Origin of the sequence: Sciscionella marina DSM 45152 (assembly GCF_000379465.1) — a bacterium.
In the GTDB taxonomy this organism is placed as follows: Bacteria; Actinomycetota; Actinomycetes; order Mycobacteriales; family Pseudonocardiaceae; genus Sciscionella; species Sciscionella marina.
Genome location: NZ_KB905380.1, coordinates 229,687 through 256,670 on the forward strand (window position 1 = coordinate 229,687; position 26,984 = coordinate 256,670).

Consider the following 26,984-nt stretch of genomic DNA (forward strand, 5'->3'; position numbering starts at 1 on the left):
CCGTGCGAGCTCGGCAGCACCGGACGAGACCACCGCGACCGGATCGGCGGGTGTTCGCCGAATTGACCGCCCCCGCAAGGGGTTTGCTGCGCGGCGCACTCGCCGTGCAGGCACTCGCCTCGGTCACGGCATTGCTGCCGTACGTGGGGCTGTGGCTGATCGGCAGGGCCGCGTTCGGCGCGGCACCCCCGACCACCGCGGTGGCCGGGGTGATCCTCACCGCCGCCGCCTCGGTGCTGAGCCTGCTGCTGCGGCTGGGCGCGTACTGGCTGAGCCATCGCGCGGATCTGCGAGTGCAGCGCTCGGTGCGGAATCGGGTGGCCACCAGGCTTTCCCGGATTCCGCTCGGCTGGTTCGGCGCCGGAGCGGGCGGGCGGGCGCTGGAGAGCCTGCAGTCCGATGTGGAGGAACTGCATGCCGCGGTGGCACACGGCCGGATGGAGGTGATCTCCGCCATCGTGGCCCCCGCGCTGGCACTTGCCTGGCTGCTCGCAGTGGACTGGCGGCTCGCGCTGATCGTGGTGTTGCCCAGCATCGCGGTGTATTTCCAGCAGCGCTGGGCACTCTCCGGCGCGGGGGAACGGCAGCGCGGGGTGCTGGTGGCGCTCACCTCGCTGCTCACCGCGCTCGGTGAGCTGATCCGCGAACTGCCCACACTGCGGGTGGCCCGGCGCGGCGACGGGGCGAGCACCGTGTTCGCCGCGAGCGATGCGTTCCGCGCGGCACAGTCGGCCGCCTATGAACGGGAGAACCGGCGCAGCGTGGCCGGCGGGGTGATCGTGGACGCGGTCACCACCACCGCCCTGGTGATCGGATTCGGCGCGCTGCTGGTGTCCAGCGGAACACTCGCGGCGATCGATCTGCTGCCCTTCGCGCTGGTCGCGGTCACCGTGGCGAATCCGCTACAGGAGATCGCCACGGCGCAGGCGGGCATGCGCGGAGCCCGGCTCGCCGCGGAACGACTGCGCTCGCTGCTGGAGACGCCGGTGCTGCCGGAACCCGAACAGGGCGCCGCTCCGCGCGGCGGCGAGGTGACACTGGACGGGGTGGCTTTCGGTTACCGCGCGGACGAACCGGCGTTGCGCGGCATCGACCTCGAACTGCGGCCGGGCACCATCACCGCGGTGGTCGGCCCGTCCGGCGCGGGCAAGTCGACCCTGGCCGCGCTGATCGCCCGGTTCTACGACGTGGACGAGGGCGCGGTCCGCATCGGCGGGGTCGACGTGCGGGACATGACCGGCGCCGAACTCTACCGTCGGGTCGGTTTCCTGTTGCAGCGCACGCGACTGGTGCGCACGAGCATCCGGGACAACATCCGCCTCGCCCGCCCGGAAGCCGCCGAACACGAGGTGATCGCCGCCGCGAAGGCCGCCCGCATCCACAAGCGGATCTCCGCGCTGCCCAAGGGATACGACTCGGTCGCCGGGGTGGATCTGCGGCCCTCCGGCGGTGAGGCGCAGCGGATCGCCATCGCGCGGCTGCTACTCGCCGATCCCGCCGTGCTGCTGCTGGACGAGCCGACCGCGAACGTCGACCCGGACACCGAGGCACAGGTCCAGTCCGCGCTCGCGGAACTGGCCGCCGGGCGCACGGTGCTGATCGTCGCGCACCGGCTGCCCACGATCACCGAGGCAGACCGGATCGCGGTGCTCGACGGCGGCCGGATCACCCAGCTCGGCACCCACGAGGAACTGCTGGCCACCGCGGGCGTCTACCGCCGGATGTGGCAGGCCTATCAGACCAAGGAGCCGGTTTCCTGATGCTGCGCACGCTGTTCGGACTCTTCGACGAAGCGACCGCGCGCGCCTACCGCAGGCAGATCTGGTTCGCCTGCGGTTACGCGCTGCTGGAAGGAGTGGCGTTCGGGCTGACCCTGCCCGCACTGGCCGCGGTACTCGAGGACGATCCGGCAAAATGGAACTGGTTCCTCGCGCTGGCCCTCGTGGTCGTGGCCACCCTGTGCGTGCGCGCCGCGCAGACCGATACCGCGCTGCGCACCACGATCACCGCGATCAACGTGCTGCACCGGCGCATCGCGGGACACCTGGCCACGCTGCCGGTGGACCGGTTCTCCCCGGCGCACAGCGGAGAACTGATCCGCACGGTGTGGCCGGGCGCGGCCGAGGTCACCAAGAACGTGCTCACCAACCTCGCCCCGTTACTGCGCGGGGTGCTCACCCCCGCGGTCATCCTGGTGATCACCGCACTGGTGGACTGGCGGCCCGCGCTGGTCATGCTGGCCACCGCCCCGCTGCTGTGGCTGGTCTACCGCCGCACCACGGTGGCACTGGACCGCGCCGAGCAGCGCACCCACCGCGCGCAGTCCGAGGCGACCGCGCGGATCGTGGAGTTCGCCGAGGAACAACCGACCCTGCGGGCCAGCGGCCGGCTCGGGCTCGGGGACCGGCTGCTGCACGAGGCCCTCGACGAGCGGGAACAGGCGATGCGCGCCGGGATCGGGCGGGAACTGCTGGCCAGGGCCGGATTCGGCACGGCGATACATCTCGCGGTCGCCGCATTGGCCACCGTGGTCGCCTGGCTGGTCTCGCGCGGCGGGCAGGACGCGGCGCTGCTGGTCGCGCTCCTGGTGCTGGTGCTGCGGTTCACCGAACCGATCGGCACCGTCGCGGAACTGGCCCGCGGGATGCGCCAGTCCGCAGCGGCCGTCCGGCGCACCGCGGAAATCCTCGCCACGCAACCACTCTCGGTACCGGACGAGCCGCTTCCGGTGCCCGCGCCGGAAGCGGGTGGCGGACTGAGCCTGCGCTTCGCAGGCGTGCGATTCCGTTACCCGGACACCGAATCGCCCGCCGTCGACGGCATCGAGCTCGACCTGCCCGCCGGGAGCGCGACCGCGATCGTCGGCAGTTCCGGGGCGGGCAAGACCACGCTGCTGCGGCTCGCCGCGCGATTCACCGATCCGGACGAGGGCCGGGTCTCGCTCGGCGGCGCGGATCTGCGCGAACTCGCCCCGGACGAGCTGTACGGTTCGCTCGGTGTCGTGCTCCAGGATGTGGTGCTGCTCGACGGCACGATCCGGGACAACATCTTGCTGGGCCGCCCGTCGGCGAGCGAGGCGGAACTCGCGGAGGCGGCCCGGTTGTCCGGAGTGGACGAGATCGTGGCGCGGCTACCGCTCGGCTGGGACAGTCCGGTGGGTTCGGCGAGCATCGGGCTCTCCGGCGGGGAACGCCAGCGTGTCTGTCTCGCCAGGGTGGCTGTGCAGGACGCACCGGTGCTGCTGCTCGATGAGGCGACCGCGGCGCTCGACCCGATGAACGAACTGCTGGTGCACCGCTGGATCACCGCGATGTCCGGAAGGCGAACCGTGCTGCTCGTCGCCCACCGGTTGAACACGATCCGCACGGCCGATCGGATCGTGGTGCTCGACCAGGGCCGGATCCTGGACCAGGGCGGGCATGCGGAGCTGCTGGAACGCTGCGCACGGTACCGGAAGCTCTGGCGCTCCCACGAACAGGCGGGCGGCTGGCGGCTGCGGGCACCGGTCTGAGGCGGGAATTCCCTGGCCTGCCCGAGGATGGTGCGCCATGATGCCACGGTGGCGGATGATGCGATCGAACTCAGCATGGCCGAACTGCGCGAGGTCGCGGGCTATGCCTCGGCCTGCGCACAACCCGCCCTGACGATCTTCGAAGGGGCGTTCCCCGCAGATCCGCGTCCGCGGGCCGCGATCGACGCCGCGCAGGCGTTCGCGGACGGGGCCGAGCGGAGCAAACACATCCGGGACTGCGCATGGGCGGCACAGCGCGCGGCGCAGGAAGCACGGGACACCGGAAAGGCGGCGGCGAGCGAAGCCGCGCGGGCCGCCCTGGCCGCCGCGGGTGCGGCGTATCTGCATCCGCTGGCGAAGGCCACCCAGGTCAAGCACATCCTCGGGGCAGCGGCGCACGCCGCCCGCGCCCTCGAGCTCGCCACCGGCGAGGAGCACCCGGCCGAACACCTCGCGCGCTCCCGGGAACTGGCGAATCCCGTCGTAGTGGACGTACTGCGCCGTTTTCCGCCCGCACCGAGTGGCGGGGCGCGGCCCGGGGAACTGATCCGGCGCCTGGACGGCCTGCTGCGCTGACTCCGGGCCGGGCGTTCACCGCTCCAGCGCGGCCCGCCAGTCGGCGAGCAGTTCCGCGAGCTCGTCTTTTCCTGGTCCGCCCTCGGAAATCAGCTCCAGTCCGGTGTCCACCCGCCCGTCCCGGAACCGCGCGATCAGGGGGTAATCCCGCCTCAGCGAACCGGGCACGGTTTCCCCGGTGACCAGGACCCGCGGTTCGCCCAGTTCGGCGAACAGCCGTGCACCGCGCGGACTGGCATAGCGCAGCGCCTCGTAACCCGCCGCCGATTCGGCGCGTTGGGCCACCAGGGACACCAGTCCGGCAAGGGAATCCTGCGCGGAGACCGCCACCGGATGCCGGTAGGTGAACGGGCCGACCGCGTCCTCCGGTCCGTGGCGCACGAGGTGTTCGGCAACCGCGTGTTCGCCGCCGTGCCAGCCGCGATAGGCGTACAGCAGTGCGGCGACCGCGCGTGCTTCGGTGACCGCGAAGGGGACCCGGCACGAGCCGCGCGCCTCCCCGTTCCCCCGCTCCGGTACGGGGTCGGAGGGCCGCAAGGTGGCCAGCCAGGGCTCCGGATCGCCGGGCGCCGGTGGTTCCGGCCACCCGGTTCCGGGTCCGGCGAGCGCACCGCCGTCGAGCACCGTCTCGATTTCCTTACGCAGCACCGAAAGCGAGGCGTGATCCACGGCGAGCGCATGTCCGGCGAGCACCAGGGCCGAGCCGTCGGTGGCGAGTACCGCGTGCAGCATCCGCCCGCTGCCGGGATCGAGACGCGAACACGCCGCCCCGGCGAGCGCGGTCACCGGTCCCGCCCCGGCCTCGGCATGCGCCCAGGAACCGGCCCCGTCGGTGATCTCGGCCCGCCACAGGGTTTTCCGGCTCGTGTCCACCCGCAGCCGCAGCGCATCGTGCCGCGTCAGGACGGCGCGCACAGCCCGTTCCACGGCGGCGAGCCCGGCCCGTGGCCCCGGCCGCCACCAGGTCCAGGTGGTGTACTCGGCGAGCGGCGTTCCGGAACGGCGCAGGCGGTGCGCCGCGGCGGGCAGTGCCACCGGAACCGGTTCGACCGTGCGGTACGCGGCCAGCTTCGCCAGGGTGCGCCGGTCGAAGATATCCGGTACGGCGAAGGAGAAACCGGCCTTGCGTGCCCGCGCGGCCAAGCTGATCGCGCTGATGCTGTCCCCGCCCGCGGCGAAGAAATCGGCTTCCGGCCCGAGTGGTGTGCCGAGCAGCTCCCCGGCGAGCGCGCACAGTTCCCGTTCCGCGGGGGTGCGCGCGGTGCCGCCCGGTTGCGCGGCCGGCTCCGTACCTGCGGGAAGCGCGAACCGGTCGACCTTTCCGTTGGGCAGCAAGGGGAACGCGGGAACAGCGAGGATGGTGGCCGGCACCAGGTAACCCGGCAGTTCGCGTTCCAGGAAACCACGCAACCGCTCGGTGTCGAGCCCGGCCGGGGTGACATAGAGTCCCAGCGCGTTCGTGCCCCGCGCGACGGCCACGGCGTCTTCGACCTCCGGTGCGGTGCGCGCGATCGCGGCGAGCTCACCGAGTTCGACGCGGTGCCCGCGCACCTTGACCTGTTCATCGTCCCGGCCGAGGAATTCCAAGCGCCCCGCGGTCCACCGCGCGTGATCCCCGGTCCGGTAGAGCCGCTGCCCCGCGTGGAACGGGTTCGCGACGAACCTGCTCGCGGTCAGCGCCGGATCGCCGCCGTAGCCGCGGGCCAGTTGCGGACCGCCGAGGTAGAGCTCACCGGCTATCCCTTCCGGGACCGGGCGCAGCCGGTCGTCGAGCAGCACGGCGAACACCCCGGGAAGCGGAACACCGATGGGCACCGAGCCGTCCGGTACCGCACCGGCGATCACATCCCCGGCGACCTCCGAGCAGCCGTAGGAATTGGTCAGCGCACCGGCGGGCACCCGCTCCCCCAGCTCGGTGGCGAGCGCGGCACTCAGTGCTTCCCCGGTGCACACGACCCGTTCCATCCCGCAGAAGGCGCCCGGTGTCTCGGCGATCGCGCGCAGCAGGCTGGGCACCGCCATCAGATGCCGGATCCGGTGCTCGCCGAGCAGCCGGGCCAGCGCCGCACCGTCGCGGCTCTCGGTATCCCCGGCGAGCACCACGGTGCCGCCCGCGCACAGCGTTTCGAGGATTTCGGTGGAGCCGTCGATGAAGGTCGGCGAGCTCTTCGCCAGCCGGGAGCCGCCCGGTTCGAGCGGCCATTCCCGCGCCGCGGCCGCCACCTTCGCGGCGAGCGCGGCGTGCGTGTCGAGCACGGCCTTCGGGCGCCCGGTCGATCCGGATGTGTAGCCGATGAGCGCGATCGAGGCGGCTCGGACCGTGGCCGCGGGCGGGCGCTGTCCGGGAACCGGCGTGATCCGGTCGAGGTCGATCCGCCGCGCGGGCACCTCGGGAAGTTCGACCGCGCCGGTGGACAGCACCACCTCGGGGGCCTGGTCGGTGAGCATGAACCGGATCCGTTCGGCCGGATAACCGGTGTCCACGGGCAGGTAGGCGGCTCCGGAACAGAGCACCCCGAGGATCGCGAACACCAGTTCGGGAGACCGGGGCACCGCGATGGCGACCACCGATTCCGGACCGGCCTCGAGTTCGCGCAGCCGTGCGGTGACCTCGCCCGCCGCGGAAAGCAGCTCCGCGTAGTCGTAACTCCGCTCCCCGCAACGCAGCGCGATCGCCGAAGGATACCGCTCCGCCACCGCGCGAAGGGTTTCCGGAACGAGCCGGTGTCCGGGCAGTGCCGCGCCGGTGCCCGCGGTCAGCGCGGCGGCACGTTCGGCCGGGCTCGGTTCGGTGAGCTCGTCAAGCCGTACCGTGGAATCGGCCGCCGCCCGCCCGATCAGCGTCCCGAAGGTGGCGAGCATGCCGTGCACGGTGGCGCGGTCGAACAGCCCCGCGGCATAGGTCACCTCCATATCGAGCGTGTCCTCGCTCAGGAATCCCTGACAGCTCAACGGAAACGGGCTCGAACCGTGGAAAACGGTGCGCCAGCTCGCCGAGACTCCGGGCAGTTCCGGTCCGGTGACCTCACCGGCGAGCAGCAACGCCAGGGATTCGAACAGCGCCGGGGCCCCAGGTTCCCGCAGTCGTTCGGCGAGCAGTTCGAACGGATAGTCCTGGTGCCGGTATGCGGATTCGCAGGTGTGCCGCACCCGGTCCAGCAGCTCGCCGAATTCCGGGTTCCCGGACAGGTCGAACCGCAGCGCGAGGGTGTTGCCGAAGTTGCCGATCAGCGCGGCGAGCCCGGGGTGTTCGCGGTTCATCGCCATGGTGCCGATGCGGATGTCCTCCGCCCCGGAATAGCGGTGCAGCACGAGCAGATAGCAGGCAAGGTAGGCGTTGAACACGGTGGTGCGCCCGGTTCTGGCCAGCGCGCGCAGCCCGGGCGCGCAGTGCCCGGGCAACCGCAGGTCCAGCCGCTCGGCCCGCTCGTATTCGGCCCGGCTCAGGGTGCGCGCGTTCGGCAGCGCGGAGGAGTCCGGTGCGGGAAGCAGCCGTCCGCGCCAGTACTCCAGCTCCGCCGCGTGCTGCTCGTCCGACCAGTTGCGCTGCTCCCACTCCGCGAAATCCGCGTACTGCGGCGTCGGCGGAGTATCGGCGGTGCCCCGGTAGGCGGCGGTGAGTGTGGTGCTCAGCGCGGCGAAGGACAGTCCGTCCCAGATGATGTGGTGCAGGCTCAGCAGCACCGCGGTCTCGGTGTCCGCGAGCCGCAGAATGTGGAACCGGATCGGGCCTTCGCGGTCCAGTTCGAAGGGCTCGGCCGCCTCCACACTCGCGAGCTCCGCAAGGCGAGGTTCCCGCTCCGCGGCGTTCGCGAGATCCGTGTACCGCAGTCGTGTGGGCAGCTCCTGGTGGATCCACTGATACGGAAAACCGTCCGGATCGGTGTGGTAGGTGGTGCGCAGGATCTCGTGGGTGGCGACCACGGTGCGCAGCGCCGCCTCGAGCGCATCGCGATCCACCGGGCCGGAAAGGCGCAGCAGGATGCTCACGTTGTAGGCGCTGTCGCCCGGATTGACCTGCTGGTGCAGCCACATCCGGCGCTGCGCGAAGGACAGCGGGGCGCGATCCGGTTCGGTGCGGGTGGGGATGGTGCTCGCTCCGTCGGCGAGTTCCCGCTCGGCGAGCCGGCGCCGCAGCAGCGCCATGCGTTTCGCCTCGATCGTCATGAGCCCGCCCTCTTCCGGATCGCCCCGGCGAGCGTTTCGATGTGTTCGAAGATGGCGAAATGCCCGCCGGGCAATGGGAATTCGGCGCGCACCCGGGCGGTTTCGCGCCAGGCGCGCACATCCGCGGACCAGATGACCGGATCCCGTTCGCCGTAGGTCAGCAGTATCGGCGCCTTCGCCGCATGTGCCGTCGGACCGGCCGCTTCGCCCAGCGCCAGATCCGCGGCCAGCGGGGGCAGCAGGAACTCGGTCACCTCCTGCTCGTCCAGTTCCTCGAGTCCCGGGCTCTCCAGCCTGCGCATGAACTCGAGCAGGGCCCGGTTGTCCTGGCTGCTCGGGGTTTCGGTGTACTCCCGGCCCGGAGCGGGCCATGCGGAAAGCACTAGCGTGTGCACGGCCGTGCCGAGTTCCACGGCGAGCCGGTTCGCCATCGCGGCCCCCATGCTGTGCCCGAGCAGCACCAGCTCATCGAGCGGTTCCGCGGCCTCGATGGCGGCGCGCACCGCGGCCACCGCCTCGACCGGATCGGTCACCGGCGGCTCGCCGAACCTGCTCGCCCTGCCCGGCGGTTGCACCGCGCACACCTCGAATTCGGGCAGCGCGGCGGCGAACGGCGCGAACACCGCGGGCGAACCGCCCGCATGCGGCCAGCACACCAGCCTGCCGCGGATCCGATCGGTCCGCCGGGACCGGCCGGAGGGACGCAGCGTCCGCAACCAGGAGTCCGTGTTCACCGGGCCACCTCCCACCGCAGAAACGCGCCGACCTCAGTGAGGACCCGCTCCGGTTCCTGCGCGTGCGGGGCGTGCCCGCAGTCGGCCAGCTCGACCCGGTTCACCGGTCCGCCGAGCCCGCTCTCGAGCGCGTCGAGCTGGCGGCCCGTGCCGTACTGGTCGAGTTCACCCTGCAGCACCAGGGCCGGCGCGGACACCGCGGGCAGCAGGGCCTCGATCGACCAGGGGCGGAACTCCGCGGCGAGCCAGACCCCGCTCCAGCCACGGAAGACCGCATCGGGATCGGCGTGGAACGCGGCGAGTTTCCCCGCGAGCGCACCGTTCTCGTACTCCCCGGCCGCGGCACGGATGCCGGTGAGGGTCTCCGGTTCGACGAACACATGCGGGGCGAGCAGCACCAGACCGGCGACCGCGTGCCGCGCGGCGTGGATGAGCGCGATCGAGGCGCCGTCGCTGTGCCCGAGCAGCACGGGCTCCGGCAGGCCGAGCCGGTCGCGCAGTTCCGGGAGCACCGCCAACGCCTCATCGTGCAGATAACTCACCGGCCGGGGAAGGCGTGCCGGCGCCGAGGCACCGTATCCGTACCGGGAATAGCTGAGCACGCCGCGCCCGGTGGCCGCCGCGAGCGCCGCGGGGAACCGCCGCCACAACGCCACGCAGCCGAGGCCCTCGTGCAGCAGCACCAGCGGCGCCAGCTCCGGGTCCCCCTCGATCATCGCGTACTCGACCGGACCTGCGCGCAGTGCGACCTCGGGCACGGACCGTCCTCTCGCTCACTTCGCTGGCCATTCGACGCAGCACGAGTTAGGTTAGGCTTACCAACCACATGAATCAAGGCGTACCGTCGAGGAGCGAGCCGATGCCCGTCGATCTCACCGAATGGCCGAGCGATGCCGCGGAGGGATACCGCGCCGCCGGATACTGGACCGGGGCCACCTATCCGGAATTCCTCGCCGAGTTGGTGCAGCGGCACGGGGAGCGCACCGCGGTGCTCGATGACCGGATGCGGCTGAGCTTCCGCGAACTCGACGAACAATCCGCCGCGGTCGCCCGTGGCCTGCACGCGCTCGGTATCCGGGCGGGCGAGCGGATCCTGGTGCAGCTGCCCAATCGCGCGGAGTTCCTGGTGCTCTGGTTCGCCCTGGTCCGGATCGGCGCCGTCCCGGTGCACACCCAGCCGGGGCACCGCCGCAGCGAGATCACCCACCTCGCGGAACTCAGCGGGGCCAGCGGCTACGTCATCCCGGATCGACACGATCGGTTCGACCACCGCCGACTCGCCGCCGAGGTGCGCGCCGAATGCCCGGCGCTGCGGCACGTCATCGTGCTCGGCGATCCGGGAGGCGAACCGGGATTCATCGCGTTCAGCGAGCTCGCCGGGCTCGGTGCCGGGACCGTGCTGCCGGAGCGGGCCGCGAACGCCGGTGAGATCGCGGTGCTGCTGCTTTCCGGTGGTACGACGGGGAAGCCGAAGCTGATCCCGCGCACCCACGACGACTACCGGTACAACGGGGTCGCCGCGGCCGCGGTCTGCGAGCTCGGCGAGGACTCGGTCTACCTGGCCACGCTGCCGATCTCGTTCAACTACACCTGGAACTGCCCCGGCGTGCTCGGCACCCTCGGCGCGGGCGGCACCGTGGTGCTCGCCGGCAATCCGGACCCCGGCTACTGTTTCGAGCTCATCGAGCGCCACCGGGTCACGATCACCGCCATCAATCCGCAGCTGGCCCCGGTCTGGCTGGACGAGGTCGAGCACACCTCGGCGGACCTGTCCAGCCTGCGGGTGCTGCAGATCGGCAGCGCCCGACTCGCCGATGACACCGCGCGCCAGGTCATCGAGCGGTTCGAACCGGCCGTGCTGCAGCAGGTGTTCGGCATGGCCGAGGGACTGCTCAACCTCACCAGGCTCGGCGATGACCGGGAGACGCTCGCCACCACCCAGGGCAAACCCATCTCCGTGGCGGACGAGATCCGGGTGGTCGACCCGGAGGACAACGAGGTGGCGGCGGGAGAACCGGGCGAACTGCTCACCCGCGGTCCCTACACCCTGCGCGGGTATTACCGGGCCGAGGAACACAACGCGAAAAATTTCACTCCGGACGGGTTCTACCGCACCGGGGATCTGGTGCGCCGCACCGAAAGCGGCCATCTGATCGTGGTCGGGCGGGTCAAGGACCAGATCAACCGGGGCGGGGAGAAGATCGCCGCGACCGAGGTCGAGGGGCATCTGCTCGCCCATCCGGGAATCCGCTCGGTGGCGCTGGTCGGCGCGCCCGATACCGACCTCGGCGAACGCTCGGTGGCCTTCGTCGTCGCGCAGCACGGCGATGCCCCCAACCGCCTGGAACTCACGAAGTTCCTGGAACAGCGGGGCATCGCCGCCTACAAGGCACCGGACCGGGTGGAACACATCGAGACGATGCCGCTGACCCCGCTCGGCAAGATGGACAAGAAGGCACTCGCCGAGCGGCTGGCCTGATCACCCGAACGCGCTGTCACACGAAGGCGCTGTCACACGAAGGCGCTGTGCCCGGTGATGGATTTGCCGACGATCAGCGTGTTCATCTCCCGGGAGCCTTCGAAGGAGTACACCGCCTCGGCGTCGGCGAAGAACTTCGCGATCTCGTAGTCGAGCACGATTCCGTTGCCACCGAACAGTTCACGCGCCCGGGAAACGACCTCGCGCATCCGGGTGGTGGTGAATGCCTTCGCCAGCGCGGCCTGGTCGGCTCGCGCCTCTCCGCGTTCGATGAGCTCGTTGAGGCGCACCACCATGCCGAACATCGCGGTGATATCGCCGAGCATCTTCACCAGCAGGTCCTGGATCAGCTGGAAACCGCCGATCGGCTTGCCGAACTGCACCCGCTGCGTCGCGTACTCCCGCGCGAGCTCATAAGCGCGAACCGCGATCCCGAGTGCCTGCCAGGCGACACCGCCCCTGGTGCGGGCGAGCACCTTCGCGGTGTCCCGGAAGCTGTTGATGCGCTGGAGCCGGTTCGCCTCGGGGACCCGCACGCCATCGAGGGTGATGTCCGCGTTCTGCACGGTGCGCAGCGCGATCTTGCCCTCGATCTTTCTCGTGGTGAATCCCGGCGTACCGTTCTCCACCACGAATCCCTTGACATTGCCATCGGCCACATTCCGGGCCCACACGACCACGAGATCGGCGAAGGTGCCGTTCCCGATCCAGCGCTTCGCCCCGTCCAGTACCCATTCCGCGCCGTCCCAGCGCGCGGTGGTGCGCATTCCGCCCGCCACATCGGAACCGCCCTCCGGTTCGGTGAGCGCGAAGGCACCGATCTTGCGCATCGCCACCATGTCCGGGATCCAGCGCCGGTGCTGCTCTTCGTCGCCCCCACCGTAGATGGAGCCGAGCGCGAGCCCGGTGTGCACCCCGGAGAACACCGCGAAGGAGGGATCGATGCGGTTCAGCTCCAGGCTGAGAAATCCGGGAAAGAGGGCACTGCGCGCTTTCCCGTCGCCGTATTCCGGGTACTGATAACCGGCCAGCTTCAGCTCGGCGAATTTCCCGATGGCCTCGGCCGGGAATTCGCCGCTGTCCCACGCCTCGTTCGCGATCGGTGTGATCTCGCACTCCAGATAGGATCGGATGTCCGCGAGCTCGGCGCGTTCCTCGGCGGAAAGCAGTTCGGCGTACCCGAAGAAATCCGCTTCCTCGTGCACCTGTGCCATGATCGATGCTCCTATTCCTGTCCTGCGGTCTCGATGGCACCCAGTTCGGCGAGAATCTCCGCGCCGTCCTGGCCGGGGAGCGGTGCGTGCCTGCGGACGCTGGCCGGGGTGCGGGAGAACCGCATCGGGGTGCCGATCACCCGGTAGCTACCCTCGCTCGGGTGCTCGGCGACATCGAGCAGGCGACCTTCGCGCACATACGGGTCCTCCTCGGCCTCGTCCAGGCGCAGCACCGGACCGACCGGGATACTGTGCTCGGTGCAGACCTCGATCCATTCGGCAGTGGTCAGATTCGGGGTGACCGATTCGATCAGTTCGGCGATCGCGGCGCCGTCGGCTTTGGCGTCGATGATCTCCCCGTTCACCCGCGGGTCCGCGGCGAGGTCGTCCCGGCCCGCGGCGTGGAACAGGTCCCGGCAGTTCTGCGGGCTGTACGGGATGATCATCGCGTGCCCGTCCTTGGTCGGCCGGGCGCGGTGTCCCTTGTTCATCGACAACGGGAAGCCCGTCTCCCCCATCGGCGGCTCGAAGATCTTGCCCTGCAGGTGTTCCACCAGGTTGAAGGCGAGCAGGGGGTCGGTCATCGGCACCTCGACCAGCTGACCCTCGCCGGTGGCCCGCTGGTGCACGAGCGCGGCGAGCACCGAGTACACGATGGTCAGCGCGCTCACCTTGTCCGCGAAGATCCCGGGCAGCACCACGGGTGCGCCGATGTCCCCTGCCCGCGAGGCGATGTCCAGCAGCCCGGAGGCCGCCTGCACCGTCTCGTCGTAGGCGGCAAGCGTGGCCCGGTCGGAATCGGGCCGGAATCCCTGCGCGTGCGCATAGATGAGTTTCGGGTTCGCCTCGGCGAGGCTGTCGTAGTCCATGCGCAGCCGCCGCAGGGCATCGATGCGCATATTGGTGATCAGGATGTCCGCGCCGTGCACCAGTTCGAGCGCGCTGGCGTGTTCCTGCTCGTCCTTCAGATTCAGCGCGATACTGCGCTTGTTCCGGTTGACGTTCAGGTTCAGCGGGGTCATCCCCGGCGTGCGGTGCACGGTCCCGTTGCGCACCGTGTCCCGCGGGGATTCGATCTTGACCACATCCGCGCCCAGATCGCCGAGGATCTGCGCCGCGTACGGACCCATCACCACGGTGGACAGGTCGACGACCCGCACTCCCGCGAGCGGTCCATTGTTGTTTCCGGGAGCCTGCATTGTCATCTTCCTCCACCGGATAACGCGTCTCGTGCTTTCACCTTCGACGCTAGCCGCGGCGGAAAAGAACAATCAACGATCCGGCTGCACCGAGTGGCGAACAATGGCGTGACCACAGCGGTCACGCCATTGAATCACCGGCTCCCGGCAAGTACTTCCTTGGCGAGTTCGAGCAGTTCTCGCAGGTCATCGCGGTCTTCTCGCCAACCCAGCCCGGTAGTAAGCGCAGGCTGGAAATCATTGAACGGCAGCACGACATTGTTCTCGGTCCGATGTTTCTGCATATCGCTTTCCGGATCGAGCATGGAGATCGCGAAGGCTGATCCGTTCGCCACGAATTCGCTGACGCTGCCGTAGTCACCACTGGAAAGGGTGATTTTCTTGTTGATTCCCGCGGCCGCGATGCGCACGCCGAGCTGTTCGAAATAGGTCGGCGACATGCCCGCGGCGGGCCGGACATAGGTGTACTCGGTCAGCTCGGAGAGCGAAACCGATTCCCGGTCCCGGAATTCGGCCGCGGGCAGCACCGCGCCGAGTGGTTCGCTGTCGATCTCCAGGATCCCGATTCCCTCGATGTGCACCGGCAGATGCACCAGGGCCAGGCCCAGCTCCCCGCGTTGCAGTGCGGCGGCCAGATCGGCACTGCCGCCCGGCCAGCGCTTCAACCGGTATCCCGTCGCGCGCGATTCGAGTTCCTTGAGCCGTTCCCGGACCCGGCGATGCAGGCCGGGCGGCACGCCGATGTACACGGTGCGCTGTTCCGGCACGATTTCCTCGCGCAGCCGCCAGCCGATATCGTCGAAGCGGCCGAGGACATCGCGCACGATCGGCACCAAAGCCTCACCCGCCCGGGTCAGCCCGACGTGGTGCGAGTCCCGGTCAAACAACACGACCTCGAGTTCCCGCTCCAGATCCCGCACCCGCTGACTCAACGGCGAGGTCGCCATGTGCAACCGCCGCGCCGCCCGGGAAAAGCTCAGCTCCTCGGCGACCGCGAGGAAATAGCGCAGGTGAAAGATCTCCACCGGTCAACCGTAACGTCTCAGCTCGTTGTTCGACCTTCGTGCTTCGTGCGGGTTGTGGTTGCTGTGTCGTTTTGGTTTCCCGACGACAGGTGACGGCACGATGTTTGCTGCGTGACCCTGGTGGGCGGCCTGGGTCGAGCCTGGAAGGTTTCGGTGCGCTGGCGGGCAGCGCGGTGGCCGGGCGGATGGTGCGAAATCCCCGGCGGACGCGGGCCGGTGTCAACCGGCCGGGGGCGGCGCCGCTTTCTCCCGTGGTCGGCGCAGGTCTTCGGCGAGGTGGCGGGCGAATCTCAGTCCGGCGTGCGCGGCGATGATCAACCACATCCACCGGTCAGCTGCCTCAGGGTGCCCGTAGCCGAAACAGACCTTGACCAACAAGCTCAGAGCGCGTCTGATGACTTTTCGTCCGTCGCGAGCGGGAGTCAGCGTGGCAGGGTCCCTGCGGACTCCCGCCCCCGGGATCAGCAAGGTCGACGACAACGCAGCGAGGCGCCGCGCAGCAGGACACGGAGTTGTCCGACGTGCTCCCCGTCCGGTTCAACCGTTCGCGGCGGCGAAGAACATCGCCACGGTGAGCGCGCCGGGATCCATCACTCCGCGGGCGTGCTCCCCGACGTAGCTGGCCCGGCCGCGCCGGGCCAGCAGCTGCTCGGTCGATTCGGCACCGGTACGCGCGGCCGCGGCGGCCTCGTGCAGTGCCTGATCCGGTCCCGCGTTCCGTTCGGCCGCCGCCCGCAGGGCCTGCGCGGCGGGCACCATCGCGTCCACCATGGTCTTGTGCCCGACCTCGGCCTTGCCCAGCCGCTGCACCACCGCGGCGGCGTTCCCGGCCGCGGTGGCCAGGTTCGTGCCGTTCACCGGTTCGGTGAACGCCTTGGCAAACTCCCGGAACCACATGCCGAACAGCGGACCACTGGTCCCGCCGGTGTTCAGGAAGGCCTCGGAGACCGCGGTGAACACGGCCGCCGGATCCTCGGCCCCCTCCAGGTTCACCCGGGCGCGGCCGAGCGCCGAACGCAGGTTGGTGCCGTAGTCACCGTCGCCCGCGCGCCGGTCGAGTTCGGTCAGCTCACCGGTCCGGTCGAGCACGTTCGCGATGAACCGGTCGATCCAGGCGCGCACCTCCGCGCCGCCGAATGCGTCCACGTCTTGCTCCTTCACCAGGTCAGGGCCGGGGTACGGACCGGGGCGTCCCAGAGCTCGGCCAGTTCCGGATCGAGCCGGAGCAGGGTCACCGAACAACCGCGCATGTCCAGCGCGGTGACATACGAGCCGACGAGGGAACGGGCGATCCGGATGCCGCGGGCCGCGAGGTGTTCGTGCAGTTCGCGCGCCACGGTGGCCAGTTCGAGGCCATGCGTGGCGCCCAGTCCGTTGACGATGGCCAGCACCTCCTCGCCCCCGGTGAGCCCGAGCGATTCGAGCACCGGATCGGCCAGCGCGGCGGTCAGTTCCCGCGCGCTGCCGTACGGCCTGCGGCCGATGCCGTGCTCCCCGTGGATACCGACCCCGAACTCCACCTCGTCCACTTCGAGTTCGAAGGAGGGACGGGATTCGCCTGGATGGGTGCAGGCGGCGGTGGCCAGGGCGAGCGTACGCGCCGAGGTGGTGATCCGGGCGGCCAGTTCGGCCAGCTGCTCCAGGTCCGCGCCGCGCTCGGCGGCCGCCCCGCAGATCTTCTCCACCGCGAGCACGGCCGCGGTCCCCCGCCTGCCGGGCCCGTCCTCGCTTTCGGTGGCCAGATCGTCGTCCACCAGCGCGATCCGGGTCTCGATGCCCTCCTCGGCGGCCAGTTCCGCGGCGATGCCGAAGTTCAGCAGGTCACCGGTGTAGTTCTTCACCACGAGCAGCACCCCGCGCCCGCGGTCGGCCGCCCGGATCGCGGCCCGGACCTGGTAGGCGGTCGGGCTGGCGAACACCGCACCGGGCACGGCGACATCGAGCATCCCGGTGCCCACGAAACCGGTGTGCAGCGGTTCGTGCCCGGAACCGCCACCGGACACCAGCGCCACCTTGTCGGCCGGTTCGGCACGGATCAGGTAGGCCGGGTCGGCGTTCGCGCGCACCAGGCCCGGGTGCGAGCGCGCGAACCCGTCGAGCGCCTCGGCGACCAGCTCGTCCGGATCATTCAGCAGTGCACGTACCGGCATCCTCGCGACCATCCTTCATCGTCGAAGCTCATTCGACATTACCGAATCATCGAGGCATACTAGGCTGATCTCGCATCGCTGTAAAGCGCGTGCTGACCGGAGCGGGAGAGGCCTCATGATCCAGTCCGTCGACCGGGCGATCCGGGCACTCGGACTGCTCCGGTCCGCCCGCGGTTCGCACGGCCTCAGCCTCGCCCAGCTCGCCGCGGGCCTCGAGCTCGCCCCGTCCACCGTGCACGGCATCGTCAAGACCCTGCAGGCGCACGGACTCGTGGTGCAGGAACCGCGTTCCGGTCATTACCGGCTCGGACCCGAACTGCTCAAGCTCGGCAACGTCTACCTCGGCACGCTCGAACTGCGCTCCCGTTCGGTGACCTGGTCGGCCGAACTGGCCCGGCGCACCGGTTTCGCGGTGCGCATCGGGGCCCGCACGGCAGGCGAGGTGATGATCGTGCACCACGAACCGCGCCCGGACGGGTCCCGGCAGATGGCCGAGGCCGGGCTCACCCTTCCGCTGCACGCCACCGCGCTCGGCAAGGCGGTGCTCGCGTTCACCGGCGAGGAACCCGGCGAGCTACCGAGCATGACCGCGGACACCGTCACCGAGCGGGCTTCGCTCGCCGAACAGCTCGATCAGGTGCGCGCCCGTGCCCTTGCCGCCGAGCAGGAGGAGGCGGTGCTCGGCGAGTGCGGGCTCGCCGCGCCGATCGCCGACGCCGAATCGGTCGTCGGGGCCATCGGGATTGTGGTGCCCATCGCGGAATGGCCGGTCGCGGAATCGGCGATCGCGGCGGTGCGCGAGGCGGCCCGCACCATCTCCCACGAGCTCGGCGCGACCGGCTGGCCCGCCGCACGCTGACCGCGGTCCACAGTGGACGGAGGAACACCGGCGTAGGGTGACCGGATGCTGGTTCGCGACCTGGTGACGGATCCCGAATTGCGGCTCGAACTGCGGGTGAGCGGTGCGCTGGACCGGCCGGTGCGCTGGGTGCACACGACCGAGGTCGCCGACCCGGCCCGATTCCTGCGCGGCGGCGAGGTGGTGCTCACCGCCGGGGTGTGGCGGGACGGCGGGCTCGGCGCGGGCGAGTTCGTGGACCGGATCGCGGCCGCCGGGGTCGCCGCGGTCGGCTACGGCCTGCTGCCGGATACGCCGGACGTTCCCGAGGAGTTCCTCGCCGCCGCGCGCCGGCAGGCGCTCACCTGTTTCGTCGTCCCGGTCGAGGTTCCATTCGTACAGATCACCGAGGCATTCGTGGCGGTCAAACGCGCCGAGTGGGAACGCCCGCTGCGCGGACATCTCGCCGAGTACGACGCGATCGTGGCCGCGCTGCGCCGAGAGCGGGGTGTGCACTCGGTGCTGCGGGTGCTCGCCAAGCATCTCGGGCTGCCGGTCGCGGTGCGCACGGCGGCCGGGGTGTTCGGGGAACCACCGGAGGCGCGGCACGGGGTGGCACTGGTCGGTGACGGGCTCGCGGACGCCGAACTGCTGCTCCCGGTTCCGTTCGCCGAACTGGAGGTCCGGCAGCGGGCCTCGGTGACCCAGGCGATGCCGTTCCTCGCCCTGGAGATCGAGCGGGTGCGGGCACTGCGCGAGACGGAGTCCCGGTTCGCCGCGGAACTGTTCGAGTGGATCCAGGCGGGCAGCCCGCAACTGCCCGCGGTGCGTTCCCGGCTACGTTCGCTCGGCCTGCCGCCCGATGCCGAGTATGCGGGACTCGTGGTGCACGGCAGCGCACCGGAAGCACTCGCCGCCCGGCTGGCCGAGGCACTGCACGGCGTCGGGGTCTGCGCGGTGCGCGGGGAGGAGGTGCTCGGGTTGATTACGGTCGACGGGGACCCGGACCGGCAGGCGGCCACGCTGCACGGAGCTCTCGGCGAGGCGGGGCTCGGTATCGGTGGCCCCGGTCCGGTGGATTCGCTGCGCGCGAGCCTGTTGCAGGCCGCGCACGCGGTGGCCGCGCTACGCGGAGAACCCGGCCGGTTGAGCTACGCGCGGTTGTCCAGCCCGACGCTGCTGTTCGCCGCGCAGGATCCGGAGCTGCTGGAAGCCACCTCCCGGGCGGTGCTCGGCGGGGTGGCCGAACACGATCGGCGCCGTGGCAGCGAACTGCTGCCCTCGCTGCGGGTCTTCCTGGACTGTGGCGGCCGCTGGCAGGAGGCCGCCCAGTCACTGCATGTGCACATCAACACCCTGCGCCATCGCATCGGCAAGGTCGAGGAACTGACCGGCCGCAGCCTCGGCGACACCGCCGATCGGGTGGATCTCTATCTCGCACTCCGGGCGCTGCCCGAGCGCTGATCCGGAGAACAGAACTTTCGTCGTAAAGAGATGACAAAACAAGTCAACCGCGGGACCGGCTGTTGACCCTCTCCGCGCGCCCTGATTAGCGTTTTTCGCTGTTCGAATAAAACGAACCCAGGAGGCGTTCCGATTGATTTCCCGGAGAGGTTTTCTCGGTGTGGCGACGGCGGCGACGGCAGCGGCGGCGGTGCCGGTGCTCGGCCGCGGGCTCGCCAGGGCGGCGGGCGGCCGGACCCCGGACACCGTTTCGGTGGCGTTCGACGACCAGACCGGCGCCGGGTCCGCGTATGCCTACATAACCGGGCTCAACACGGAAAAACAGCCGGTCTTCGTCAAGGCCGACGGTTCGGTCTACCAGGTGCCGTCCCCCGGTGCCCCGCACACTCCGATCGACGACTGCGCGATCCCGCTGAAATCCGCCAAGGTGACCGTGCCGAAATTGTCCGGAGCCCGGATCTACGTGGTCACCGATACGAAACTCGACTTCTTCGTGGATCCCGGACCGGCGCTGGTCCATCCGAGTTTCCTCAATGCCGATGATCCGAACTATCAACGTAACTGGTCGTTCAGCGAGTTCACCTTCAACGACGAGCAACTGTTCGCGAACATCAGCTACGTCGATTTCGTCGCCTTCCCGATGGGACTGCACCTGACCACCTCCGGGAGCGGAGAACAGGACGCCCCCGGCCTCCCCGCGGGCTCCCTCGACAAGATCTGCGACGATCTGCGCGCCGCGGGCGACCAGTGGGCCGGGCTGGTCACCACCGGAGACGGCGGCAATGTGCGCGCGCTGTCCGCGGGGCACCACAGCGACAAATTCGGTGACTACCTGGACGACTACATCGACCAGTGCTGGAAGAAGTACGCCGGGACGGATCTCGTCGTCGACTCGCAGCGGCCCGATCTCGGCAAGTTCACCGGCCGGGTGAACGGGGACGTGCTCACCTTCGACAACGGCGAGAAGTTCACCAAGCCGGTCACCGCGGATGTGTGGAGCTGCAACAGCGGCCCGTTCGCCAACGAGGGCAGTACGGCGCGCAAGGCCATCATCCCGCGACTGGCGGCCGCGCTGAACCGCACCACGCTGCTGGACAACCCGAACCAACCGGACGGCGAGGACCCGAAGAAGTTCTATCAGCAGGACGTCACCAACCACTACGCCAAGATCGTGCACGCCCACCTGCCGGACAACCGCGGTTACGCGTTCCCCTACGACGATGTCTCGCCGGGACCGGACTTCAGCGGGGCCGTGCAGGCCGGTGATCCGGTCGAGCTCACCATCACGGTGCACAAGCTGCACTAGGCACCGTTGTGCGTTCCTCCAACGGCGCGGCGCGGTCTTGGAGGATCCGCGGGTTCCGGCATGCCGCGGTGTTCGCTCAGGCTTGTCCACCATGGAAGACCACGAGCCGGTCGGGCCGGTGGACGCGAGCAGGATCCCGCGCTACGCGGGCGAGAACACCTTCGCCCGGCTGCCGAGGCTCGCCGACGTGCGCGAGGCGGACACGGTGCTCTGGGGCGTGCCCTTCGACACCGGGGTCAGCTACCGGCCCGGTGCCCGGTTCGGCCCCGCGCACGTGCGGGCGAGCTCGAAACTGCTGCGCCCGTACAACCCGGCGCTGGACACCGAACCGTTCGCACGCGGCCAGGTCGCCGACGGCGGCGATGCCGGGGTGAACCCCTTCGATATCCGGGATGCCATCGGCACGATCGAGCGGTGCGCCCGCGAACTCTCCGGCACGAACCGGCGGCTGCTCAGCATCGGCGGCGACCACACCATCGCCCTTCCGCTGCTGCGGGTACAGCGCGAGCGGCACGGGCCCGTCGCGGTGCTGCATTTCGACGCGCACCTGGACACCTGGGACACCTATTTCGGCGCCCCCTACACGCACGGCACACCGTTTCGCCGCGCCGCGCAGGAAGGGCTGATCGACCTCGCACACTCGATGCACGTCGGCATCCGCGGTCCGCTGTACTCCGGGCTGGACCTCGAGGAAAGTGAACGGCTCGGCTTCGCCGCGGTGCACGCACGGGATTTCCTGCGCTCCCCGATCGACGAACTGATCGGGCGGGTGCGCGAACGCATCGGGAACCGCGCACTGTACGTCTCGGTGGATATCGACGTGCTGGATCCCGGATTCGCGCCGGGGACCGGAACCCCCGAGGCCGGTGGGCTGTCCAGCCGGGAGCTGCTGGAGATCCTGCGCGGGCTGCGCGGACTGGACATCGTGGGCGCGGATGTTGTCGAGGTGTCCCCCGCCTACGACCATGCGGAGATCACCGGGATCGCCGCGGCCCACGTGCTCTACGAACTGCTTTCCGTGCTCCCCGGGCGGGCGCGGTCATGAGGGTCACCGAGATCGAGGTCCACGGGGTCGAACCGATCCCCGAAGCGGAACGCACCTCCCGGCCGTGGGATCTGTTCCGGCTCTCCTTCGGCGGCGCGAACACCTTCGCCACCATCATCCTCGGCACACTGCCGATCACCTACGGCCTCGGTTTCGGGGCGGCGCTGGGCGCCACCGTGGCCGGAGTGCTGGTGGGCGCGCTGATCCTCGCCCCGATGAGCCTGTTCGGCCCGGCCAACCACACCAACAACGCGGTGTCCTCCGGCGCCCACTTCGGAGTCGTCGGCCGCTGTGTCGGTTCGTTTCTCTCCCTGCTGACCGCGATCGCGTTCTTCTCCATCTCGGTGTGGGTCTCCGGGGACGCGGTCACCGGTGCGGTGCGCAGGCTCGCCGGAGTGGACGGCGGAAACCTGGTGCGCGCCATCGCCTACGGACTGATCGCGATCGCGACCTTCGTGGTCTGCATCTATGGCTACCGATTCATGCTGCTGGTGAACAAGCTCGCCGTGCTGGCCTGCACGGTGCTGATGCTGCTCGGCATTCTGGCCTATGCTGGCGATTTCCACGCCGGCGCGACCGGGCACGGCGGCTATGCGCTCGGCGGGTTCTGGCCGACCTGGGTGCTCGCCGCGCTCACCGCGATGGCGAACCCCATCTCCTTCGGTGCCTTCCTCGGCGACTGGTCCCGCTACATTCCCGCCAGTGCGCCGAAAACGCGGGTGCTGGCGGCCCCGTTCTTCGCCCAGTTGTGCACCATGCTGCCGTTCGGTTTCGGCGTGGCCACCGCGACCCTGGTGCCCGATCCGAACGACTACATCGCCGGGCTCACCGCGATTTCGCCGCTGTGGTACGCGATTCCGCTCATCCTCGTCGCCCTGATCGGCGGGCTCTCCACCGGAACCACCGCGCTGTACGGCACCGGCCTGGATTTCAGCTCGATTTTCCCGAAGCTGTCCAGGGTGCGCGCCACCGCCCTGATCGGCTCGCTCTCGGTGGTATTCGTCTTCCTCGGTTCCTTCGTGTTCAACGTGGTCGCCAGCATCAACGCCTTCGTGACGCTGATCGTGCTGTGCACCTCCCCGTGGATGGTGATCATGATGACCGGCTACTGGCTGCGCCGCGGCCACTATCTGCCGGACGATCTGCAGGTGTTCAACCGGGGACAGACCGGCGGCGCCTACTGGTTCAGCCATGGGGTGAACTGGCGCGCGATGGCGGCCTGGATTCCGGCGACGACGGCGGGACTGCTCACCGCCAACACCCCGCTGATCATCGGGCCACTCGCCGGGATCGCCGGTGGCGTGGACATCAGCCTCGTGGTCACCCTGGTGTTCGCCGCGGTGCTGTACCTGCTGCTCGTGTGGACGTTCCCGGAACCGCGCGGGGTGTACGGCTCCGCGGGCCCGCGCCTGATTCCCGCCGCGGCCACCGAGATCCGGCCGATCACCGCAACGGGGCGCCCGGACTCGTTGCGGCGCAGGGTTTCCTGAGCTACCGGGCAGTCATCTCCGGGAATGGTCGGGCATTCGCTCGTGGTCGTCCTCGGCGCGCCGGGAGCACTGTACGAGTGCCTCGGAAGCGAAGAAGGACTTCTGGTCGAGGACGTGCACCTCGTGCCGGATGGTCAGGTCCCGGTCCAGGTCGAACAAGGCCGGCTCACGGTCGCGCATCATGCCGGGCCATTCGTACTTGCCGAGCAGCAGGGCAAGGAGGGACCTCGCTTCGGCGAGGCCCGCGATCCGGTCCCGTACGCGCAGTCCGGCGCTGTCCGGCCCGCACGCGAGCGCCTCGGCGACGGTCTTTCCGCCGCACCGGATCGGATCGTGCTCCTCGCAGCACAGGATCGAAGACAAGGGATCGGCAGTAGTACGCGAATCCCATTCGCGCGTCGTACTCCGGCCCGGTCGGTTCTCTTCTGCCCAGCCGCCAGGTCAGGCGCGTGGCCGCGATGTTCTGCGCGAGCGCGCCGCGATAGTCTCCTTCGGCGGCGCACCGTGCCCCATCGGCCAGGTGCGCCTCCGGTCTGACGCGTGCCGTCGTGCTCATTTCCCCATCGCTTTCCGGTAAACGGCCAGAATGTCGGCGGGAGCGGAACGCCATGCCCGGACGGCGCCTCGGCGATGAGCAGCCGGTGCGCCTGGCCCACCTGGTCGCGGATCCGGCGCAGATCCTCGCGGTCGTAGGCGGGCCCGGCCCGGATCAGTTCGGTGAAGGTCTGTACCGCGTTGCTTTCGAGGAGTTCGACGGCCGGTTTCGCCGCCGCACCACGGTGCCTGGCGAGCAGCAGCGCGAGGAAACCGCGCGCGTTGGCGGCATCACCGATGTGTTCTTCGAAGGGAATGACCGCCTCATCACCGTGTTCGGCCCGGAATTCGCGTATCTTCACCGCGACGAGATCCGGTGCGCCACGCGGGATCCACGTCCAGGTACAGCTCCACCGCGGTTTCCGCGGCATCGCAGGCCGCTCCCCATTTCGCGAGCCCGGCCAGAAGTCCGGCCCGTTCGTAGTACAGACCGGCGAGGGCAGGCCGGTCGGCGAGGCCGTGCAGGACCTCGAACCGGGCGGCCCGTTCCAGCATGCCGATCGCGCGCAGATTCCAGGCCGCTGCCCGGCTGTGGTTCCCGGATCCGGTGAGCGAGCGGGATTTCCGGATCGCCCGGTCGATCTTTCCGGTTCGTGGCATCGGCGCTCATCCGTCCGGTTCACCGAGGTGCTCCCGCACGGCCCGGTACTGCTCGCGTACCCGGTCGACATCGGCTTGGCTGAAGTGCTGCCCGGCCCTGGCGAGCACCTCATAGGTCCGCACCGCGGCGCGGCCGTGCTGACGTGCCGCCGCAGCGGCGGATGCCCGCTGATTCTTGGCCAGCAGTCGGGCGAACCGTGCCCGGGCGTCCGCGGCGTGCGCGATCAGGGTTTCCATTTCCTGGCCCTCGTCCCGGAATCCGCGCAGCAAGGGTTCCACCGCCGAGGGATCGCCGTGACTGGGGTCGAGGTCTTCGTAGAGCTCGCTCGCCGCACGTGCCGCGGCCAGTGCTGCCGCGCCCTCACCGGTCCGGTCCAGGATCGTCGCCCGGTTGTACAGCAGCCCGGCGAGCACGAACCGATGATAGGTGTTCTCCGGCTCGTGCCGCATCAGCCGCTCCACACAGGCCTCCGCGTCCGCGCTGTGCCGCACCGCCATGACCAGATCACCCGATTCCGCGCGGGCGATCGAGCGCCGCATCGCACTCGATGCGCGCTGCCGGTCCTTCTCGATGCCGCGGCGTCCGAACAACAGTGCCCCCAGAAGCGTGCAAACTGCTGACAGCAAGATGACCAATATGCCACAAATAGAGCCATGACGCCCCAGAAAGAGCCGTATCCCCGTCCGCTCGCGGCTCCGCTCACCAACCGGATGATCGCCTTCACCGGGCTCGTTCTGATCGTGTTCGCCGTGGCGATCGGGATCATGCTGCCCTGGTTGTTCGGCGGCAGCACCCCCGCGGACCGGGGACGACTCGAAGCCATCCGGGTGGCGGGCACCATCGTGGTCGGTGCCGGTGGCCTCGTCGCACTGTGGCTCGCCGCGCGCCGGCAGCGGTCCACCGAACTCGAACTCAGCCGCCAGTACGCGGCCGACCGGGTCAGCGAACTCGACGCGGTGGAACGCCGGATCACCGAGCTCTACACCAAGGCCGCCGACCAGCTCGGCAGCGAGAAGGCCCCGGTGCGGCTCGCCGGGCTGTACGCGCTGGAACGGGTCGGCAGCGGGGCGCCCGATCAGCGGCCGACGGTCGTCAACGTCATCTGCGCCTATCTGCGCATGCCGTTCACCGAACCTGGTTCTCCCGAGGACGCCGGATACCAGGAACGGGTTCAGGAACGGGAGGTGCGGCTGACCGCGCAGCGCATCCTGCATCGCAGGCTGACCACCGCGGCCGGTCAGGAGCATCGCGAGGACCAGCGCTGGTCCGGGCTCACGATCGACCTGACCGGCGCCGAGCTATCCAGCGCCGAGTTCGCTCGGGCCGATCTCAGCGACGCCATCTTCACCGGCGCGAAGCTGGGTGCCGCCGATTTCACCACCGCCAAGTTCGATCACACGAACTTCGCCGGGGCGGATCTCCGCGATGCCGATCTCGCTTCAGCACAGTCGATGCGGGCCGATTTCACCGAGGCCGAGCTTGAACTCGCGGTGCTGGCCAATGCCACATTGCGTGAGGCGAACTTCAGCCATGCCCGGCTCGACGGGGCAAACCTGTCCGGGACCGATCTGACCGGAGCGGTCCTGCGGGACGCGGAACTCGGTTCGGTGCTGTTCACCGAGGACACCCGGTGGCCGAGCGAGGACATCCAGAAAAGCGCGCTGGCCGGGGCCGCCGCCGAAGGATCCGGCTACCGGGCCCACCCGGACTGGCGCCCCTGAGCGCCCGGATGTCACGGTTCGCCGTCGCGGTTTGTCCCAGGGGATGACCAACCGCGAGGAGGATCGCCATGGAAACCGTGACCGTCGAACGCGTCATCCCGGCACCGATCGGGGACGTATTCGACTGGCTGACCACGACCACCAACTACACGGCATCGCCGCTCGTACTGCGCTGCCGACTGACCCGGCGGGGTGCCGGGGCACCGTACGGAGCCGGAGCGATCCGGGACCACCTGTGGCTGGTCGGCTGGTTCCGGGAACGGATCACCAGCTACGAACGGCCCCATGTCACCGAATACGTCGTGGATCGCAGCCTGCCGCCGAGCAGGCACGAGCTCGGCAGGATGGAGTTCACCGAGGTCGAGGGCGGCACCCACGTGCGGTGGCGGACCCGGGCCGAGGTCCGGATCCCGCTGATCGGCGCGTTCCTCACCCGGTTGCTCGCCCAGCCGATCCTGAGCCGGACCTTCGGCACCATCCTCGAGGCCGCGGAGAAATCGCTGGCCCGCAGCTGAAGTTCGATGATCGGCGAAGCTCGAAGCATCGCCTATCATGGAGACATGCGGCAACCACGGCATCCGGGCACCGAGGAGATCGAGCTGGCGAACGTCCTCTCCGCTCTCGGTGATCCGGTGCGGCTGCACATCGTGGAGGTACTCGCCGACCGCGCGGAGCATACCCGGGACGACTTCGAGGTGGCCCTGGCGCAGTCGACGCTGAGCCATCACATGAAGACCCTGCGGGAAGCGGGCGTCACCCGGCACCGCAACGAGGGAACACGGTGCTACGTCCGGCTTCGCGATGACGTGGAGGAACTCTATCCCGGAGTGCTCGGCAGCGTGCTCGCCGCCGTACGGCGATCCTGAAACC

General features: G+C 69.8%; 23 protein-coding genes. 12 read left to right on the forward strand and 11 right to left on the reverse strand.

Going from position 1 to position 26,984, the window contains the following annotated elements:
* The first annotated feature begins 2 nt into the window (after positions 1–2).
* The 3 genes from A37U_RS41870 to A37U_RS0101045 are packed head-to-tail and all read left to right on the forward strand — an operon-like array spanning position 3 to position 4,087.
* Positions 3–1,760, forward strand: a complete 1,758-nt coding sequence (locus A37U_RS41870) for an ABC transporter ATP-binding protein (protein ID WP_169526798.1) — start codon at positions 3–5, stop codon at positions 1,758–1,760.
* Positions 1,760–3,511, forward strand: coding sequence for an ABC transporter ATP-binding protein (locus tag A37U_RS0101040; RefSeq protein WP_020494741.1), 1,752 nt, complete (start codon positions 1,760–1,762; stop codon positions 3,509–3,511). Before A37U_RS41870 ends, A37U_RS0101040 begins: the two co-directional genes overlap by 1 nt.
* A gap of 27 nt (positions 3,512–3,538) precedes the next feature.
* Positions 3,539–4,087 carry a putative immunity protein gene (locus A37U_RS0101045; protein WP_020494742.1) on the forward strand — a complete coding sequence of 183 codons (549 nt, stop codon included), beginning with the start codon at positions 3,539–3,541 and terminating at the stop codon, positions 4,085–4,087.
* A 15-nt stretch (positions 4,088–4,102) separates the two neighbouring features.
* Here A37U_RS0101045 and A37U_RS0101050 read toward each other — a convergent pair whose 3' ends face one another.
* Genes A37U_RS0101050 through A37U_RS0101060 form a run of 3 tightly spaced genes read right to left on the reverse strand, consistent with a single transcriptional unit; the run spans position 4,103 to position 9,746 of the window.
* Positions 4,103–8,254, reverse strand: a complete 4,152-nt coding sequence (locus A37U_RS0101050) for a non-ribosomal peptide synthetase (RefSeq protein WP_020494743.1) — start codon at positions 8,252–8,254, stop codon at positions 4,103–4,105.
* Positions 8,251–8,988: a thioesterase II family protein gene (locus A37U_RS41875; RefSeq protein ID WP_157182566.1), complete on the reverse strand. Its 738-nt coding sequence runs from the start codon at positions 8,986–8,988 to the stop codon at positions 8,251–8,253. The genes A37U_RS0101050 and A37U_RS41875 overlap by 4 nt, the downstream gene beginning before the upstream one ends.
* Positions 8,985–9,746 (reverse strand): alpha/beta fold hydrolase, encoded by a 762-nt coding sequence (locus A37U_RS0101060; protein ID WP_020494745.1) that lies wholly within the window; start codon positions 9,744–9,746, stop codon positions 8,985–8,987. The genes A37U_RS41875 and A37U_RS0101060 overlap by 4 nt, the downstream gene beginning before the upstream one ends.
* 101 nt (positions 9,747–9,847) lie before the next feature.
* On the opposite strand from A37U_RS0101060, the gene A37U_RS0101065 reads away from it, so the two are divergent.
* Positions 9,848–11,467 carry a (2,3-dihydroxybenzoyl)adenylate synthase gene (locus tag A37U_RS0101065; protein WP_020494746.1) on the forward strand — a complete coding sequence of 540 codons (1,620 nt, stop codon included), beginning with the start codon at positions 9,848–9,850 and terminating at the stop codon, positions 11,465–11,467.
* 32 nt (positions 11,468–11,499) lie between these two features.
* On the opposite strand, the gene A37U_RS0101070 is transcribed toward A37U_RS0101065, so the two are convergent.
* From A37U_RS0101070 to A37U_RS0101090, 5 genes are all read right to left on the reverse strand, one after another.
* Positions 11,500–12,681, reverse strand: a complete 1,182-nt coding sequence (locus A37U_RS0101070; RefSeq protein WP_020494747.1) for an acyl-CoA dehydrogenase family protein — start codon at positions 12,679–12,681, stop codon at positions 11,500–11,502.
* 11 nt (positions 12,682–12,692) lie between these two features.
* Complete coding sequence (locus tag A37U_RS0101075; protein WP_020494748.1) at positions 12,693–13,880, reverse strand: CaiB/BaiF CoA transferase family protein; 1,188 nt, start codon at positions 13,878–13,880, stop codon at positions 12,693–12,695.
* Positions 13,881–14,014: 134 nt separating this feature from the next.
* Positions 14,015–14,905: a LysR family transcriptional regulator gene (locus A37U_RS0101080; RefSeq protein WP_020494749.1), complete on the reverse strand. Its 891-nt coding sequence runs from the start codon at positions 14,903–14,905 to the stop codon at positions 14,015–14,017.
* Between the two features lie 537 nt (positions 14,906–15,442).
* Positions 15,443–16,051, reverse strand: a complete 609-nt coding sequence (gene dhaL, locus A37U_RS0101085; RefSeq protein WP_020494750.1) for a dihydroxyacetone kinase subunit DhaL — start codon at positions 16,049–16,051, stop codon at positions 15,443–15,445.
* Positions 16,052–16,062: 11 nt separating this feature from the next.
* On the reverse strand, positions 16,063–17,055 hold the full coding sequence (locus A37U_RS0101090) for a dihydroxyacetone kinase subunit DhaK (RefSeq protein WP_020494751.1): 993 nt from the start codon (positions 17,053–17,055) through the stop codon (positions 16,063–16,065).
* Between the two features lie 115 nt (positions 17,056–17,170).
* Between A37U_RS0101090 and A37U_RS0101095 the strand changes: the two genes are divergently transcribed.
* The 5 genes from A37U_RS0101095 (at position 17,171) to A37U_RS0101115 (ending at position 23,198) form a co-directional block, all read left to right on the forward strand.
* Positions 17,171–17,914, forward strand: a complete 744-nt coding sequence (locus A37U_RS0101095; RefSeq protein WP_020494752.1) for an IclR family transcriptional regulator — start codon at positions 17,171–17,173, stop codon at positions 17,912–17,914.
* Positions 17,915–17,959: 45 nt separating this feature from the next.
* Positions 17,960–19,357 carry a helix-turn-helix domain-containing protein gene (locus A37U_RS0101100; RefSeq protein WP_020494753.1) on the forward strand — a complete coding sequence of 466 codons (1,398 nt, stop codon included), beginning with the start codon at positions 17,960–17,962 and terminating at the stop codon, positions 19,355–19,357.
* A gap of 160 nt (positions 19,358–19,517) precedes the next feature.
* Positions 19,518–20,663: a glycoside hydrolase family 64 protein gene (locus A37U_RS0101105; protein ID WP_020494754.1), complete on the forward strand. Its 1,146-nt coding sequence runs from the start codon at positions 19,518–19,520 to the stop codon at positions 20,661–20,663.
* A 91-nt stretch (positions 20,664–20,754) separates the two neighbouring features.
* Positions 20,755–21,708 carry an agmatinase gene (gene speB / locus A37U_RS0101110; RefSeq protein ID WP_020494755.1) on the forward strand — a complete coding sequence of 318 codons (954 nt, stop codon included), beginning with the start codon at positions 20,755–20,757 and terminating at the stop codon, positions 21,706–21,708.
* Positions 21,705–23,198 carry a purine-cytosine permease family protein gene (locus tag A37U_RS0101115; RefSeq protein ID WP_020494756.1) on the forward strand — a complete coding sequence of 498 codons (1,494 nt, stop codon included), beginning with the start codon at positions 21,705–21,707 and terminating at the stop codon, positions 23,196–23,198. Before speB ends, A37U_RS0101115 begins: the two co-directional genes overlap by 4 nt.
* Before the next feature lie 12 nt (positions 23,199–23,210).
* Here A37U_RS0101115 and A37U_RS0101120 read toward each other — a convergent pair whose 3' ends face one another.
* The 3 genes from A37U_RS0101120 to A37U_RS0101130 form a co-directional block, all read right to left on the reverse strand.
* A complete protein-coding gene (locus tag A37U_RS0101120) occupies positions 23,211–23,561 on the reverse strand; it encodes a hypothetical protein (protein ID WP_020494757.1) in 351 nt (116 codons plus the stop codon).
* Positions 23,562–24,059: 498 nt separating this feature from the next.
* Positions 24,060–24,392, reverse strand: coding sequence for a hypothetical protein (locus A37U_RS0101125; RefSeq protein WP_020494758.1), 333 nt, complete (start codon positions 24,390–24,392; stop codon positions 24,060–24,062).
* Positions 24,393–24,398: 6 nt separating this feature from the next.
* Positions 24,399–25,019: a hypothetical protein gene (locus A37U_RS0101130; protein ID WP_157182567.1), complete on the reverse strand. Its 621-nt coding sequence runs from the start codon at positions 25,017–25,019 to the stop codon at positions 24,399–24,401.
* Positions 25,020–25,046: 27 nt separating this feature from the next.
* Here A37U_RS0101130 and A37U_RS48015 point away from each other — a divergent pair, with 27 nt between their 5' ends.
* The 3 genes from A37U_RS48015 to A37U_RS41885 all read left to right on the forward strand — a co-directional run bounded on the left by A37U_RS48015 (position 25,047) and on the right by A37U_RS41885 (position 26,980).
* On the forward strand, positions 25,047–26,114 hold the full coding sequence (locus A37U_RS48015) for a pentapeptide repeat-containing protein (RefSeq protein ID WP_020494760.1): 1,068 nt from the start codon (positions 25,047–25,049) through the stop codon (positions 26,112–26,114).
* A 68-nt stretch (positions 26,115–26,182) separates the two neighbouring features.
* Complete coding sequence (locus A37U_RS0101140) at positions 26,183–26,629, forward strand: SRPBCC family protein (protein WP_020494761.1); 447 nt, start codon at positions 26,183–26,185, stop codon at positions 26,627–26,629.
* Positions 26,630–26,674: 45 nt separating this feature from the next.
* Positions 26,675–26,980 (forward strand): ArsR/SmtB family transcription factor, encoded by a 306-nt coding sequence (locus A37U_RS41885; protein ID WP_040586394.1) that lies wholly within the window; start codon positions 26,675–26,677, stop codon positions 26,978–26,980.
* The last annotated feature ends 4 nt before the right edge of the window (positions 26,981–26,984 follow it).

What these genes read in the sequence shown, in the direction of transcription:
- A37U_RS41885 (WP_040586394.1), top strand. Translation starts at nt 26,675, where the DNA reads ATGCGGCAACCACGGCATCCGGGCACCGAGGAGATCGAGCTGGCGAAC.
- A37U_RS0101140 (WP_020494761.1), top strand. Translation starts at nt 26,183, where the DNA reads ATGGAAACCGTGACCGTCGAACGCGTCATCCCGGCACCGATCGGGGAC.
- A37U_RS0101095 (WP_020494752.1), top strand. Translation starts at nt 17,171, where the DNA reads ATGATCCAGTCCGTCGACCGGGCGATCCGGGCACTCGGACTGCTCCGG.
- A37U_RS0101115 (WP_020494756.1), top strand. Translation starts at nt 21,705, where the DNA reads ATGAGGGTCACCGAGATCGAGGTCCACGGGGTCGAACCGATCCCCGAA.
- A37U_RS48015 (WP_020494760.1), top strand. Translation starts at nt 25,047, where the DNA reads ATGACGCCCCAGAAAGAGCCGTATCCCCGTCCGCTCGCGGCTCCGCTC.
- A37U_RS0101125 (WP_020494758.1), bottom strand. Translation starts at nt 24,392, where the DNA reads ATGCCACGAACCGGAAAGATCGACCGGGCGATCCGGAAATCCCGCTCG.
- A37U_RS0101075 (WP_020494748.1), bottom strand. Translation starts at nt 13,880, where the DNA reads ATGCAGGCTCCCGGAAACAACAATGGACCGCTCGCGGGAGTGCGGGTC.
- A37U_RS0101065 (WP_020494746.1), top strand. Translation starts at nt 9,848, where the DNA reads ATGCCCGTCGATCTCACCGAATGGCCGAGCGATGCCGCGGAGGGATAC.
- speB (WP_020494755.1), top strand. Translation starts at nt 20,755, where the DNA reads ATGGAAGACCACGAGCCGGTCGGGCCGGTGGACGCGAGCAGGATCCCG.
- A37U_RS0101100 (WP_020494753.1), top strand. Translation starts at nt 17,960, where the DNA reads ATGCTGGTTCGCGACCTGGTGACGGATCCCGAATTGCGGCTCGAACTG.
- A37U_RS0101070 (WP_020494747.1), bottom strand. Translation starts at nt 12,681, where the DNA reads ATGGCACAGGTGCACGAGGAAGCGGATTTCTTCGGGTACGCCGAACTG.
- A37U_RS0101090 (WP_020494751.1), bottom strand. Translation starts at nt 17,055, where the DNA reads ATGCCGGTACGTGCACTGCTGAATGATCCGGACGAGCTGGTCGCCGAG.
- A37U_RS0101040 (WP_020494741.1), top strand. Translation starts at nt 1,760, where the DNA reads ATGCTGCGCACGCTGTTCGGACTCTTCGACGAAGCGACCGCGCGCGCC.
- A37U_RS0101050 (WP_020494743.1), bottom strand. Translation starts at nt 8,254, where the DNA reads ATGACGATCGAGGCGAAACGCATGGCGCTGCTGCGGCGCCGGCTCGCC.
- A37U_RS0101045 (WP_020494742.1), top strand. Translation starts at nt 3,539, where the DNA reads ATGGTGCGCCATGATGCCACGGTGGCGGATGATGCGATCGAACTCAGC.